Annotated in this window: 14 protein-coding genes and 1 tRNA gene; 7 read left to right on the top strand and 8 right to left on the bottom strand. The window is 64.9% G+C overall.

Annotation, left to right across the window (positions count from 1 at the left end):
- Positions 1-4: 4 nt before the first annotated feature.
- Positions 5-952: a thioredoxin-disulfide reductase gene (gene trxB, locus A9179_RS12195; protein WP_187806065.1), complete on the bottom strand. Its 948-nt coding sequence runs from the start codon at positions 950-952 to the stop codon at positions 5-7.
- 214 nt (positions 953-1166) lie between these two features.
- On the opposite strand from trxB, the gene ftsK reads away from it, so the two are divergent.
- Genes ftsK through A9179_RS12180 form a run of 3 tightly spaced genes read left to right on the top strand, consistent with a single transcriptional unit; the run spans position 1167 to position 5590 of the window.
- A complete protein-coding gene (gene ftsK / locus A9179_RS12190; protein ID WP_187806062.1) occupies positions 1167-3599 on the top strand; it encodes a DNA translocase FtsK in 2433 nt (810 codons plus the stop codon).
- A 16-nt stretch (positions 3600-3615) separates the two neighbouring features.
- Complete coding sequence (gene lolA / locus A9179_RS12185) at positions 3616-4248, top strand: outer membrane lipoprotein periplasmic chaperone LolA (protein WP_187806060.1); 633 nt, start codon at positions 3616-3618, stop codon at positions 4246-4248.
- A gap of 19 nt (positions 4249-4267) precedes the next feature.
- Positions 4268-5590 (top strand): replication-associated recombination protein A, encoded by a 1323-nt coding sequence (locus A9179_RS12180; protein ID WP_187806059.1) that lies wholly within the window; start codon positions 4268-4270, stop codon positions 5588-5590.
- Between the two features lie 19 nt (positions 5591-5609).
- On the opposite strand, the gene crcB is transcribed toward A9179_RS12180, so the two are convergent.
- Positions 5610-5990 carry a fluoride efflux transporter CrcB gene (crcB, locus tag A9179_RS12175; RefSeq protein WP_187806058.1) on the bottom strand — a complete coding sequence of 127 codons (381 nt, stop codon included), beginning with the start codon at positions 5988-5990 and terminating at the stop codon, positions 5610-5612.
- Between the two features lie 179 nt (positions 5991-6169).
- On the opposite strand from crcB, the gene serS reads away from it, so the two are divergent.
- Positions 6170-7450 (top strand): serine--tRNA ligase, encoded by a 1281-nt coding sequence (serS, locus tag A9179_RS12170; RefSeq protein ID WP_187806057.1) that lies wholly within the window; start codon positions 6170-6172, stop codon positions 7448-7450.
- A 77-nt stretch (positions 7451-7527) separates the two neighbouring features.
- Positions 7528-8919: a siroheme synthase CysG gene (gene cysG, locus A9179_RS12165; RefSeq protein WP_187806056.1), complete on the top strand. Its 1392-nt coding sequence runs from the start codon at positions 7528-7530 to the stop codon at positions 8917-8919.
- On the opposite strand, the gene A9179_RS12160 is transcribed toward cysG, so the two are convergent.
- The 6 genes from A9179_RS12160 to A9179_RS12135 all read right to left on the bottom strand — a co-directional run bounded on the left by A9179_RS12160 (position 8908) and on the right by A9179_RS12135 (position 12057).
- Positions 8908-9888 carry a glycosyl transferase family protein gene (locus A9179_RS12160; protein WP_187806055.1) on the bottom strand — a complete coding sequence of 327 codons (981 nt, stop codon included), beginning with the start codon at positions 9886-9888 and terminating at the stop codon, positions 8908-8910. The two genes, cysG and A9179_RS12160, sit on opposite strands and share 12 nt — an antisense overlap.
- 10 nt (positions 9889-9898) lie before the next feature.
- Positions 9899-10234, bottom strand: a complete 336-nt coding sequence (locus A9179_RS12155; protein ID WP_187806054.1) for a TusE/DsrC/DsvC family sulfur relay protein — start codon at positions 10232-10234, stop codon at positions 9899-9901.
- Complete coding sequence (gene tusB, locus A9179_RS12150) at positions 10231-10530, bottom strand: sulfurtransferase complex subunit TusB (RefSeq protein WP_187806053.1); 300 nt, start codon at positions 10528-10530, stop codon at positions 10231-10233. Before tusB ends, A9179_RS12155 begins: the two co-directional genes overlap by 4 nt.
- Positions 10530-10889 carry a sulfurtransferase complex subunit TusC gene (gene tusC / locus A9179_RS12145; RefSeq protein ID WP_187806052.1) on the bottom strand — a complete coding sequence of 120 codons (360 nt, stop codon included), beginning with the start codon at positions 10887-10889 and terminating at the stop codon, positions 10530-10532. The genes tusB and tusC overlap by 1 nt, the downstream gene beginning before the upstream one ends.
- Before the next feature lies 1 nt (position 10890).
- The gene (gene tusD, locus A9179_RS12140; RefSeq protein ID WP_187806051.1) at positions 10891-11283 is read right to left on the bottom strand and encodes a sulfurtransferase complex subunit TusD; all 393 of its coding nucleotides are present in this window, start codon (positions 11281-11283) and stop codon (positions 10891-10893) included.
- Between the two features lie 108 nt (positions 11284-11391).
- Positions 11392-12057 (bottom strand): Bax inhibitor-1/YccA family protein, encoded by a 666-nt coding sequence (locus A9179_RS12135; protein WP_187806050.1) that lies wholly within the window; start codon positions 12055-12057, stop codon positions 11392-11394.
- A 131-nt stretch (positions 12058-12188) separates the two neighbouring features.
- On the opposite strand from A9179_RS12135, the gene A9179_RS12130 reads away from it, so the two are divergent.
- Together A9179_RS12130 and gacA are read left to right on the top strand one after the other, a co-directional pair.
- A tRNA-Ser gene (locus tag A9179_RS12130) sits at positions 12189-12278 on the top strand.
- A 158-nt stretch (positions 12279-12436) separates the two neighbouring features.
- Positions 12437-13081: a response regulator transcription factor GacA gene (gene gacA / locus A9179_RS12125; protein WP_187806049.1), complete on the top strand. Its 645-nt coding sequence runs from the start codon at positions 12437-12439 to the stop codon at positions 13079-13081.
- Positions 13082-13103 lie beyond the last annotated feature (22 nt).

Raw genomic sequence — 13103 nt, 5'->3', positions numbered from 1 at the left:
CGACTTAGATGTCGAGGTACTTTTCGGCGTCGAGCGCGGCCATGCAGCCGGCGCCGGCCGAAGTGATGGCCTGGCGGTAGACGTGGTCGGCCACGTCGCCGGCGGCGAATACGCCTTCGATGCTGGTGGCGGTGGCGTTGCCTTCGCCGCCGCCCTGGACGATCAGGTAGCCGTCGCGCATTTCCAGCTGGCCGTGGAACAGTTCGGTGTTGGGCTTGTGGCCGATGGCGATGAATACGCCGGCCAGGGCCAGTTCCTTGCTGCTGCCGTCGACAGTATTGGTCAGGCGCACGCCGGTCACGCCGGTGTTGTCGCCGAGCACTTCGTCTAGGGTGTGGTTCCAGTGCAGGCGCACGTTGCCGTTGGCGGCCTTGTCGAACAGCTTGTCCTGCAGGATCTTCTCCGAGCGCAGCTTGTCGCGGCGGTGGATCAGGTGCACTTCCTTGGCGATGTTGGAGAGGTACAGGGCTTCTTCGACGGCGGTGTTGCCGCCGCCGATCACGCAGACCACCTGGTTGCGGTAGAAGAAGCCGTCGCAGGTCGCGCAGGCAGAGACGCCCTTGCCGGCAAAGGCCTCTTCCGATGGCAGGCCGAGGTACTGGGCGCTGGCGCCGGTGGCGATGATCAGTGCGTCGCAGGTATAGGTGCCGCTATCGCCCTTGAGGACGAAGGGTTTTTTCTGCAACTCGGCGGTGTGGATGTGGTCGTAGACGATCTCGGTATCGAAGCGCTCGGCATGCTTCTGCATGCGCTCCATCAGGGCCGGGCCGGTCAGGCCCTCGACGTCACCGGGCCAGTTGTCGACTTCCGTGGTGATGGTCAGCTGGCCGCCGGGCTGGATTCCAGTGATGACCACAGGCTTGAGGTTGGCGCGGGCGGCGTAGACGGCAGCGGTGTAACCGGCCGGGCCGGAGCCCAGAATGATCAGGCGGGAATGCTTGACTTCGCTCATAAAAAGACCCCATAAGCCTTTGTCACAAAAGAGAATGCATGCTCCAATTGAGCCGCACGGAAGATATAGCCAAGTATGCTACACCGAAGCGGGAGGGGCCGGCAAAACGCGCCGCGGGCAGCGCTCCCGGCATGGCACGGAACCTGTAAATCCGTACAATGATCCGGCTTTCCGAATCCATCGATGGTTGGTCGCGCCCAGTGCGCAGAGATAAGTGCGCAGGAATGACAGCGTTTTGAAGAACTCCACCTCTACCGTCCAGGCCCCGCTCTGGCGTCAGCAGCTGCACTACCGCCTCAAGGAGGGTGCGCTGATCGCCCTGGGTGCGCTTTGCCTTTACCTGTGGATGGCGCTGCTGACCTACGATCCGGTCGATCCGGGCTGGACCCATACCAGCAATGTCGAGCAGGTGCAGAACGCCGCCGGGCGCGCCGGGGCCTGGTTTGCCGATGTGCTGTTCATGGTGCTGGGCTATTTCGCCTATGTGTTCCCGCTGCTGCTGGCGATCAAGACCTGGCAGGTGTTCCGCAATCGTCACCAGCCCTGGCAGTGGAGCGGCTGGCTGTTTTCCTGGCGCCTGATCGGCCTGGTTTTCCTGGTGCTGGCCGGTGCCGGGCTGGCCTATATCCATTTTCACTCGCCATCGGGCATGCCGGCGTCGGCCGGCGGTGCCTTGGGCGAGAGCCTGGGTCAGCTGGCCGTCAATGTGCTCAACGTGCAGGGCAGCACCTTGCTGTTCCTGGCGCTGTTCCTGTTCGGCCTGACCGTATTTGCCGACCTGTCCTGGTTCAAGGTGATGGATGTCACCGGCAAGATCACCCTCGACCTGATCGAACTGGTGCATAGCCTGATCACCCGCTGGTGGGAGTCGCGCCTGCAGCGCAAGCAACTGGTGGCTCAGCTGCGCGAGGTGGACGAGCGTGTTGCCGAGGTCGCTGCCCCGGTGGTGCCGGATCGTCGCGAGCAGGCCAAGGTCAAGGAGCGCCTGATCGAGCGCGAGGAAACCCTTGCCAAGCACATGGTCGAGCGCGAGACCCGCGTTGCGCCGGTCATCGCGCCGCCTCCACCGCCCAAGGCCGCCGAGCCGAGCAAGCGGGTGCTCAAGGAGAAGCAGGTTTCGCTGTTCGAGGATGGCGCCGCTGTCGCCGGCACTCTGCCGCCGATCTCGATCCTCGACGTGGCGGAGAAGAAGCAGAAGAGCTTCTCGCCCGAGTCCCTGGAGGCCATGTCGCGCCTGCTGGAGATCAAGCTCAAGGAGTTCGGCGTCGAGGTGGTGGTGGAGTCCGTGCACCCGGGCCCGGTTATCACCCGTTTCGAGATCCAGCCGGGCGTGGGTGTGAAGGTCAGCCGCATCTCCAACCTGGCCAAGGATCTGGCGCGCTCGCTGGCAGTGATCAGCGTGCGGGTGGTTGAGGTGATTCCCGGCAAGACCACCGTGGGTATTGAGATTCCCAACGAAGACCGGCAGATCGTGCGTTTCTCCGAGGTGCTGTCGTCCAACGAGTACGACGACGCCAAGTCGCCAGTCACTTTGGCCCTGGGTCACGATATCGGCGGCAAGCCGGTGATAACCGACCTGGCCAAGATGCCGCACCTGCTGGTGGCCGGTACCACCGGCTCCGGTAAATCGGTTGGCGTCAATGCCATGATCCTGTCGATCCTGTTCAAGTCCGGGCCGGAAGACGCGCGGATGATCATGATCGACCCGAAGATGCTCGAACTGTCGATCTACGAAGGCATCCCGCACCTGCTGTGCCCGGTGGTGACCGACATGAAGGAGGCCGCCAACGCCCTGCGCTGGTCGGTGGCCGAGATGGAGCGTCGCTACAAGCTGATGGCGGCCATGGGCGTGCGCAACCTGGCCGGCTTCAACCGCAAGGTCAAGGATGCCGAGGAAGCCGGCACGCCGCTGTCCGACCCGCTGTACAAGCGCCAGTCGATGGAAGACGAGGCGCCGCTGCTGAAAACCCTGCCCACCATAGTGGTGGTGGTCGACGAATTCGCCGACATGATGATGATCGTCGGCAAGAAGGTCGAAGAGCTGATCGCGCGTATCGCGCAGAAGGCCCGTGCCGCCGGTATCCACCTGATCCTCGCTACCCAGCGCCCGTCGGTGGATGTGATCACCGGCCTGATCAAGGCCAACATCCCGACCCGCATGGCCTTCCAGGTTTCCAGCAAGATCGACTCGCGCACTATCCTCGACCAGGGCGGCGCCGAACAGCTGCTGGGTCACGGTGACATGCTCTACCTGCCGCCCGGCACCGGCCTGCCAATTCGCGTGCACGGCGCCTTCGTTTCCGACGACGAGGTACACCGCGTGGTCGAGGCCTGGAAGCAGCGTGGCGCGCCGGACTACATCGAAGACATCCTGGCTGGCGTCGAAGAGGCCGGCAGCGGCTTCGAGGGCGGTAGCGGTGGCGGTGAAGGTGGCGAGGGTAGCGAGGAAGATCCGCTGTACGACGAAGCCGTCAACTTCGTTCTGGAAAGCCGCCGCGCCTCGATTTCCGCCGTGCAGCGCAAGCTGAAGATTGGCTACAACCGCGCCGCGCGCATGATCGAAGCCATGGAAATGGCTGGCGTGGTCACCCCAATGAACACCAACGGCTCGCGCGAGGTCATAGCACCGGGGCCGTCCCGAGATTGATGAAAAGAGGATTTCCATGCGCCTAATTCGCATGCTGCTGCTCGCCGCTCTGGCCTGCACGACCATTCCCGCCCTGGCTGACGATGCCGCGGCGGTCAAGCGCCTGAGTGCGCTGCTCGACCAGGCGCAGACCATGAGCGGGCGCTTCTCCCAGCTGACTCTTGATGGTACCGGCACCCAGCTGCAGGAAACCGCCGGTCAGCTGGCGCTCAAACGCCCGGGCCTGTTCCGCTGGCACACCGATGCACCGCAAGAGCAGCTGCTGGTGTCCAATGGTCAGAAGGTCTGGCTGTACGACCCGGATCTGATGCAGGTGACCATCCAGACTCTCGACCAGCGCCTGACCCACACCCCGGCGCTGCTGCTGTCCGGTGATGTGTCGAAGATCAGCGAGAACTTCGAGATCAGCTACAAGGAGGCCGGTGAAGTGGTCGACTTCATGCTCAAGCCCAAGTCCAAGGACAGCCTGTTCGATAACCTGCGTCTGTCCTTCCGTCGCGGCGTGATCAACGACATGCAGCTGATCGATGCCGTCGGCCAGCGCACCAACATCCTGTTCCTCAGCGTGAAGATGAACGAGAAGCTGGATGCCGGGCTGTTCGACTTCCAGGTGCCGGAAGGTGCCGATGTGATCTCCGAAACCAACTGAGGGCCTGCCGCCGGCCGCCATGGATCTGTTCCGCTCCGCCCCCGTCGCCCAGCCCCTGGCCGCGCGCCTGCGTGCTACCAGCCTGGACGAGTACGTCGGCCAGGAGCATGTGCTGGGGCCCGGCAAACCGCTGCGTGAGGCGCTGGAGCAGGGCGCCCTGCACTCCATGGTGTTCTGGGGGCCGCCAGGCGTTGGCAAGACCACCCTGGCCAAGTTGCTGGCGCAGGTTTCCGATGCCCACTTCGAGACGATTTCCGCCGTGCTCTCCGGGGTCAAGGAAATCCGCCAGGCTGTCGACATGGCCAAGCAGCAGGCCGCCCAGTATGGTCGTCGCACCATCCTGTTCGTCGATGAAGTGCACCGCTTCAACAAGAGCCAGCAGGATGCCTTCCTGCCCTATGTGGAAGACGGCACGCTGATCTTTATCGGCGCCACCACCGAGAACCCCTCGTTCGAATTGAACAACGCACTGCTGTCGCGGGCCCGCGTCTATGTGCTGAAGAGCCTGGACGAAGCGGCCATGCGCAAGCTGGTGGCGCGCGCCCTGGGCGAGGACAAGGGCCTCGGCAAGCGCAACCTGAGCCTGCCGGAAGAAAGCTTCCAGATCCTTCTGGCTGCCGCCGATGGCGATGGCCGGCGCCTGCTCAACCTGCTGGAGAACGCCGCCGACCTGGCCGAGGATGGCGGCGAGCTGGGTGTCGAGCTGCTGCAGAACTTGCTGGGCGACAGCCGGCGGCGCTTCGACAAGGGCGGCGAGGCCTTCTACGACCAGATTTCCGCGCTGCACAAGTCGGTGCGCGGCTCCAATCCGGACGCTGCCCTGTACTGGTACGCGCGCATGCTCGACGGCGGCTGCGATCCGCTGTACCTGGCGCGGCGTGTGGTGCGCATGGCCAGCGAGGACATCGGCAACGCCGACCCGCGCGCCCTGACCCTGTGCCTGAATGCCTGGGATGTGCAGGAGCGTCTGGGCAGTCCCGAGGGCGAGCTGGCGGTGGCCCAGGCCATCGTCTATCTCGCCTGTGCGCCGAAGAGCAATGCGGTGTACATGGGCTTCAAGGCGGCCATGCGCGATGCCGCCGAGCACGGTTCGCTGGAGGTGCCGCTGCACCTGCGCAACGCGCCGACCAAGCTGATGAAGGAGCTGGGCTACGGCGAGGAATACCGCTATGCCCATGACGAACCGGAGGCCTATGCCGCCGGCGAGGACTACTTCCCCGAACAGCTCGAGCCGCGCCAGTACTACCAGCCGGTACCGCGCGGCCTGGAGCTGAAGATCCGCGAGAAGCTCGAGCGTCTGGCCGAGCTGGATCGACACAGCCCGCGTCAGCGTCGACGCTAGTCGCGAGCTGGCTGCTCCCTCAGCGCGCCAGCCACTGCCAGCTGAGCAGGCCGGCGAAGGTCATCAGCAGCGAACCGCTGACATGCAGGCAAATGGCGCCCATGGCGATGGCCAGGCGGCCCTGCTGGAGCAGGCTGAGGATTTCCGCGGAGAAGGTCGAGAAGGTGGTCAGGCCGCCGCAGAATCCGGTGATGATCAGCAGGCGCCACTCCGGCGACAGATTGGGCGCGCTGGCGAAATAGGCTACCGCCACGCCGATGATGTAGCCGCCGATCAGGTTGGCCAGTAGGGTGCCGGGTGGGATGGCGGGGAACAGACTGTTCAGCTTGAGGCCCAGTGTCCAGCGCAGCAATGCGCCGCAGGCAGAGCCCAGGCTGATGGCAAGAATGGCTTTGAACACGCTATTTCCTGGGCGGCTGATTGGAGTCGCCCAAGGAAAAAGGCTTATGCCGATAAATGCAAGCGGCAGGCGGATTTCCTGGCAAAAGGGCTCGGCTTGCCGGCGCGAAGTCCGTAAACTGCGCAGCATTGTGGTCGGCTCGACAGTCGCCGTTCATTCGCACTTGTGGAAACAACACCATGCTCGATTCCAAACTCGTTCGCAGCCAGCTCGAAGAAGTGGCTGCCCGCCTGGCAACCCGTGGCTTCCAGCTGGATGTGGCCCGCTTCGAAGCCCTCGAGAACCAGCGCAAGGCCGTGCAGACCCGCACCGAGCAGCTGCAGGCCGAGCGCAACAGCCGCTCCAAGTCCATCGGCCAGGCCAAGGCCCGTGGCGAAGACATCGCTCCGCTGCTGGCGGAAGTCGACAAGATGGGCAGCGAGCTGGAAGAGGGCAAGCGCGAGCTGGACAGCATCCAGACCGAGCTGGACAACCTGCTGCTGAACATCCCCAACCTGCCGCACGAGTCGGTACCGGTGGGCGAGGACGAAGACGGCAACGTCGAGGTGTCGCGCTGGGGCACCCCGCGCAGTTTCGGTTTCCCGGTGCAGGATCACGTCGCCCTAGGTGAGCAGCATGGCTGGCTGGACTTCGAGACTGCGGCCAAGCTGTCCGGCGCCCGTTTCGCCCTGCTGCGCGGCCCCATCGCCCGCCTGCACCGTGCCCTGGCGCAGTTCATGATCAACCTGCACACCGCCGAGCACGGTTACGAGGAAGCCTACACCCCGTACCTGGTGCAGGCTTCCGCACTGCAGGGCACCGGCCAGCTGCCGAAGTTCGAGGAAGACCTGTTCAAGATCGGCCGTGAAGACCAGGCCGACCTGTACCTGATCCCGACTGCCGAAGTGTCGCTGACCAACATCGTCGCCGGCGCCATCCTCGACGCCAAGCAGCTGCCGATCAAGTTCGTCGCTCACACCCCGTGCTTCCGCAGCGAAGCTGGTGCCTCGGGCCGCGATACCCGCGGCATGATTCGTCAGCACCAGTTCGACAAGGTCGAGATGGTGCAGATCGTCGAGCCGTCGAAATCCTTCGAAGCCTTGGAAAGTCTGACCGCCAACGCCGAGCGCGTGCTGCAGCTGCTCGAGCTGCCGTACCGCAAGCTGGCGCTGTGCACCGGCGACATGGGCTTCGGCGCGGTGAAGACCTACGACCTGGAAGTCTGGGTGCCGAGCCAGGACAAGTACCGCGAGATCTCCTCCTGCTCCAACTGCGGCGACTTCCAGGCCCGCCGCATGCAGGCGCGCTACCGCAACCCGGAAACCGGCAAGCCGGAGCTGGTGCACACCCTCAATGGCTCCGGCCTGGCGGTGGGCCGCACCCTGGTCGCCGTGCTGGAGAACTACCAGCAGGCCGACGGCAGCATCCGTGTGCCCGACGTGCTGAAGCCCTATATGGCCGGTATCGAAGTGATCGGCTAAGGCTCTGCCTTAACGTTGCACACGACGGGGTGGCCAGAGCCGCCCCGTTTTGTTTTCCCTGATCGAGAGCGTGCGCCATGGATTTCCTTCCCCTGTTCCACAAGCTGCAGGATCGTCCGGTACTGCTGGTCGGCGGCGGCGAGATGGCCCTGCGCAAGGCGCGCCTGCTGGCCGATGCCGGCGCCAGCCTGCGGGTGGTGGCGACAGAGGTCTGTGCCGAGCTGCGCGAGCTGGTCGGCGCGGGCGGCGAGCTGCGCCTGCGTGACTACCAGGCCGAGGATCTGCAGGGCGTGGCGCTGGCGATCGTGGCCTGCGACGACGAAGGCGTGCGCGAGCGGGCCTCGGCCGATGCCCAGGCGCGTGGCGTGCCGGTCAACGTGGTGGACGCGCCCAAGCTGTGCAGTGTGATCTTCCCGGCCATCGTCGATCGCTCGCCGCTGATCGTCGCCGTCACCAGCGGCGGCGACGCGCCGGTGCTGGCGCGACTGATCCGCGCCAAGATCGAGACCTGGATTCCCGCTACCTACGGCCAGCTGGCCGGGTTGGCGAAGAAGTTTCGTGCCCAGGTACGTGGGCTGTTCCCCGATGTGCAGCAACGCCGGGTGTTCTGGGAGGACGTGTTCCAGGGCCAGATTGCCGAGAGCGTGTTCGCCGGCAAGCTGGGCGAGGGCGAGCGCCTGCTCGAAGCGAAGATTGCCGGTAGCGCGCCGCGTGCCCTGGGCGAGGTCTACCTGGTCGGTGCCGGCCCTGGCGATCCTGACTTGCTGACCTTCCGTGCCCTGCGCCTGATGCAGCAGGCCGACGTGGTGTTGTACGACCGCCTGGTGGCTCCGGCCATTATCGAGCTGTGCCGTCGTGACGCCGAGCGCATCTATGTCGGCAAGCAGCGCGCCGACCATGCGCTGCCGCAGGAGCAGATCAACCAGCGCCTGGTCGAGCTGGCCAAGTCCGGCAAGCGCGTACTGCGCCTGAAGGGCGGCGATCCGTTCATATTTGGCCGCGGCGGTGAGGAGATCGAGGAGCTGGCCGTCAATGGCATCCCGTTCCAGGTGGTGCCGGGCATCACGGCAGCCTCCGGCTGCGCGGCCTATGCCGGGATTCCGCTGACCCATCGCGATCACGCCCAGTCGGTGCGCTTTGTCACCGGTCATCTCAAGGATGGCAGTAGCAACCTGCCTTGGCAGGAGCTCAGCGCGCCGGGCCAGACCCTGGTGTTCTACATGGGCCTGGTCGGCCTGCCGCAGATCTGCGAGCAGCTGATTGCCCATGGTCGGGCGGCGAGCACGCCGGCGGCCTTGGTGCAGCAGGGCACCACGCAGAATCAGCGGGTGTTCACCGGCACTCTGGCCGATCTGCCGCAGCTGGTTGCCGAGCACGAGGTGCATGCACCGACCTTGGTGATAGTCGGTGAGGTGGTGCAGCTGCGGGAGAAGCTGGCCTGGTTCGAAGGCGCTCAGTCAGCTGACTGAGCGCGCATTCCAGAGCGTTTCGGCGCGGGCCAGGGCGTTTTCGCGTGACTCGCCAAGGGCGCGCAGGCCGAGGGCGATGGTGCTGAGCACGGCCAGGCGGCCGTAGGCGTCCTCGACTTCACCTTTCCAGAAGGCCAGCAGGTGTGTCGGGTCGAGCTGTTCCGGCTTGACGTGGCGCAGGGCGGACTGCGCCGGCCATTCCTCATCCCAGTTCTCGCCGCCGGCGGTGCCGTACAGGTGGCACTGACCATCCGGGTTGACTTCGATCTCGCCGCCTTCGCCCTTGATCACGATGGCCGTATCGCCAAGCAGCTGGCTGGCTTCGCGGTGCACGGCCTGGTAGCCAGGGTGGAAGATGCTCTGCATCACGCAGCGCGCGCCGAGCGGGTTGAGGATGCGTGCCAGCGAGTGGATCGGCGAGCGCAGGCCGAGGGTGTTGCGCAGGTCGATCATCCGCTGCAGCTGCGGTGCCCAGGCGCCCAGCGGGGTGAAGGCCAGGCGCTGCTGGTCGAGGGCTGCGGCGACCTGTTCCCAGGAGCGGCACAGCGGAATTTCCAGCGTCTCCAGCAACTGCTCGCTGAACAGGCGCCCGGCGGTATGCGCGCCGCCGCCGTGCAGGTGAATACGCAGGCCGCTGGCCGCCAGGGCCTTAACGGCCAGGAGGAACCAGGGCAGGTGGCGCTTCTTGCCGGCATAGCTGGGCCAGTCCAGGTCGACAGCGATCGCGGGTGCCGCCAGGCGCTCGCGCAGGGCCTCGGTGAAGCCGGCCAGCTCCTCGGCGCTTTCTTCCTTGTGCCGCAGCAGCATGAGGAAGGCGCCGAGCTGGGTGTCTTCAACCTTGCCGTCGAGCAGCAGGCCCATGGCCTCGCGGGCCTCTTCGCGGCTCATGCTACGGGCGCCGCGCTTGCCTTTGCCGAGGATGCGCACGAACTGGGCGAAGGGGTGTTCCGGTGGGGCGATGAGATTCATGGGCGCAATTTCAGAGGCAGTTGGTCGGTTTCGGCAGGCCGGCCAGCTTGGCGGCCAGCTTGGCGGGAGTTCCTTTGAACAGGCGATTGAGGTGCAGGCTGTTGCCTTTCTCCGGGCCGAGCTTGAGCGCCACGTACTTGATCAGCGGGCGGGTGGCCGGGGATAGCTGAAATTCGCTGTAGAAGGCGCGCAGCAGGGTGAGGATTTCCCAGTGTTCGGCCGACAGCTGCAGCTCCTCGGCGGCGGCCAGGGCTTCGGCGGCGGCCGGCGACCAGTCGGCCAGCTCCTGCAGGTAGCCGTCCTTGTCCAGGGCGATGCTGCGCCCGTCGATATGCAGGCTGCTCATAACCAGCTGTTGACCTTGGCGTAGCGGCCGCACAGTTCGACGAAGGCCGGATAGTCCACGGCCTGGGCGCGGGCGGGCAGCGGCAGGTTGCGCGCCTGCAGATCTTCTTCGAGGGCAAACAGGGCGATGCTGTCCGGCATCAGCTGCAGGGCTTGCAGCTGGGAGCAGCCGGGTTGCAGGGCGTAGACCGCATCGCCGCTGAGCAGCAGGCCGTCCTGCGGGCCGAGCAGGCGCAGGCAGCTGGCCAGGCGGCTGTCGCTGAACGGGGAATGGGAAAGCAGGTGCAGGGTGGCCATCAGAGGGTGATCACTTGGTCGTAGCGGTCGATAAGGCGGGTCAGTTCGGTGTCGTCCAGGCGCTCTACCGGCAGCGCCAGTGGCTGCTCGGCCAGGCCGCGCTCACCGAGGCTGCGGCTGGAGGCGTACAGCGACTCGACGCCGAACAGCGGCAGGGCCTGCAGGTTGGCGCCCAGATCCTTCTGTTGCAGGGCGCCGGGCTGCTGGCCGGGCACCAGTTGGAAGACCCCGTCGTCGAGAAACAGCAGGCCCAGCGGCAGGTCGAAGGCGCCGCCGGCCAGGGCAATATCCAGGGCTTCGCGGGCGCTTGGGCCGGCCCAGGGTGCCTGGCGGCTGATGATCAGCAGCGACTTGTTCATCTCAGTAGCCTCCGAAGCAGATCAGGCGATCGGCCAGCTGGCCGGCTTCATGCAGCTGGCCCAGGCCGGACAGCTCCCAAGGCGCGTCGAGGTTGGCCGCCGGCTTGTTGTAGCGCTGGGCTTCTTCCTGGTTGAGCACGCCACGGCGCAGGGCGGCGGCGATGCAGACCACTGCATCGAGTTTTTCAGCGGCGACGAAAGCGCGCCATTCTTCGGGCAGGTCGAGTTCGTCCTGGGCGCTGACCACATTGGCCGAGGCGCTGTGCACGCCGTCCTGATAGAAGAACAGGCGGACGATTTCATGGCCGCCAGCCAGCACTGCTTCGGCGAAGCGCAGGGCGCGGCGCGAGGAGGGGGCGTGGGCAGGGGCGAACAGGGCGATGGCGAACTTCATGGCGAACCCGGGCGGCAATACTCTCGCCATGATAAAGGCAGACTGGTGCAGATGCTCGCCGCAGGCATGAAAAAGCCCGCCGAGGCGGGCTTTTTCGCAGCAGTCGGATCAGTCGTCGCCGAGGACGCCGAAGATCTGCAGCAGGCTGACGAACAGGTTGTAGATCGATATATAGAGGCTGATGGTGGCCATGATGTAGTTGCGTTCACCGCCATGGATGATGTCGCTGGTCTGGTACAGGATGGCGGCCGAGGAGAGCAGCACGAAGCCGGCGCTGATTGCCAGTTGCAGGCCGCTGATCTGGAAGAAGAAGCCGGCCACCATGGCCCCCAGCAGCACGAAGCAGCCGGCTTTCAGGAAACCACTGAGGAAGCTCATGTCCTTGCGGGTGATCAGCACGTAGGCGGACAGGCCGAAGAACACGAAGGCGGTCATGGTGAATGCGCTGCCAATCAGCTCGGCACCATTGCTCATGCCCAGGTAACGGTTGAGGATCGGGCCCAGGGTGTAACCCAAGAAGCCGGTCAGGGCGAAGGTCGACAGCAGGCCCCAGGCCGAGTTGCGCAGCTTCACGGTGAGGAAGAACAGGCCGTAGACGCCCAGCAGCAGGGTGAAGATGCCGGGGTAGGGCAGATGCAGCTGCTGCGACACGAAGGCGACCGCGCCGCTGAACAGCAGGGTCAGGGCTAGCAGGCTGTAGGTGTTGCGCAGAACCTTGCTGACCTGCAGCTGGTCGGTCTGCGCCTGGGCGAGGGCGTAATCTTGCTCGTGCATGGCGTCACTCCTGTAAAGGCAGAATTGTCCGTGATTGAGGCCTGATCCGATCATAACAGAGGGTGCTTGACTGCCAACGCCGAGAGTTTGACAGTGTGTTGCGTTCGGGTAGTATGGCGGCCCGCAAATGCGGAGGTGTGGCTGAGTGGTTTAAAGCAACGGTCTTGAAAACCGTCGAAGGGGAAACTCTTCCGTGAGTTCGAATCTCACCGCCTCCGCCATCTTTGCCCTTAAGTTTCAAAGTGATTGCCAAGCACAGTTTTCTGGCGTTTGCTATTTGACGGATTTGCGCCAAGCTAGATCCGTGAAGGCTTCCACAGATTGACTGCATGCCCAAAAGACCGCGAAAAGCGGCGTATTTGATGCAGCGAGGTGTCGCTTGATTAAGGTGCTGGTGGTCGACGACCACGATCTGGTTCGAACAGGTATTACCCGCATGCTGGCCGACATTGACGGCCTGCAGGTGATCGGGCAGGCGGATTCCGGCGAGGAAGCGCTGAAGAAGGTGCGCGAGCTCAAGCCCGACGTCGTCCTGATGGACGTCAAGATGCCTGGTATCGGCGGCCTCGAGGCCACCCGCAAGCTGCTGCGCAGCTACCCCGACCTGAAAGTCATTGCCGTTACCGCCTGCGAGGACGACCTGTTCCCCACCCGCCTGCTGCAGGCTGGCGCGGCCGGCTACCTGACCAAGGGGGCGGCGCTGGAGGAAATGGTACAGGCCATCCGCATGGCCTTTGCTGGGCAGCGCTACATCAGTTCACACATTGCCCAGCAGCTGGCGCTGAAATCCTTCCAGCCCAACAGCAGTGGCTCGCCCTTCGATCTGCTCTCCGAGCGCGAGATCCAGATCGCCCTGATGATCGCCAACTGCCAGAAGGTGCAGACCATCTCCGACAAGCTGTGCCTGTCGCCGAAGACGGTCAACACCTACCGCTATCGCATCTACGAGAAGCTGTCGATCACCAGTGACGTGGAGCTGGCCCTGCTGGCCGTGCGCCACGGCATGGTCGACGCCGTCAGCTGATTGCTCCGCGCAAAGGGCTGCG

Source organism: Pseudomonas alcaligenes, from assembly GCF_014490745.1.
Taxonomy (GTDB): domain Bacteria; phylum Pseudomonadota; class Gammaproteobacteria; order Pseudomonadales; family Pseudomonadaceae; genus Aquipseudomonas; species Aquipseudomonas alcaligenes_C.
Note: the sequence above shows the minus strand (reverse complement) of the source record. Positions and strands in the feature narration are given on the sequence as shown.

Bases quoted from the DNA above. Each gene is read 5' to 3' on its own strand.
- A9179_RS12135 (WP_187806050.1), bottom strand. From the start codon at position 12,057: ATGCACGAGCAAGATTACGCCCTCGCCCAGGCGCAGACCGACCAGCTG.
- A9179_RS12160 (WP_187806055.1), bottom strand. From the start codon at position 9,888: ATGAATCTCATCGCCCCACCGGAACACCCCTTCGCCCAGTTCGTGCGC.
- tusD (WP_187806051.1), bottom strand. From the start codon at position 11,283: ATGAAGTTCGCCATCGCCCTGTTCGCCCCTGCCCACGCCCCCTCCTCG.
- serS (WP_187806057.1), top strand. From the start codon at position 6,170: ATGCTCGATTCCAAACTCGTTCGCAGCCAGCTCGAAGAAGTGGCTGCC.
- A9179_RS12180 (WP_187806059.1), top strand. From the start codon at position 4,268: ATGGATCTGTTCCGCTCCGCCCCCGTCGCCCAGCCCCTGGCCGCGCGC.
- cysG (WP_187806056.1), top strand. From the start codon at position 7,528: ATGGATTTCCTTCCCCTGTTCCACAAGCTGCAGGATCGTCCGGTACTG.
- A9179_RS12155 (WP_187806054.1), bottom strand. From the start codon at position 10,234: ATGAGCAGCCTGCATATCGACGGGCGCAGCATCGCCCTGGACAAGGAC.
- trxB (WP_187806065.1), bottom strand. From the start codon at position 952: ATGAGCGAAGTCAAGCATTCCCGCCTGATCATTCTGGGCTCCGGCCCG.
- lolA (WP_187806060.1), top strand. From the start codon at position 3,616: ATGCGCCTAATTCGCATGCTGCTGCTCGCCGCTCTGGCCTGCACGACC.
- tusB (WP_187806053.1), bottom strand. From the start codon at position 10,530: ATGGCCACCCTGCACCTGCTTTCCCATTCCCCGTTCAGCGACAGCCGC.
- tusC (WP_187806052.1), bottom strand. From the start codon at position 10,889: ATGAACAAGTCGCTGCTGATCATCAGCCGCCAGGCACCCTGGGCCGGC.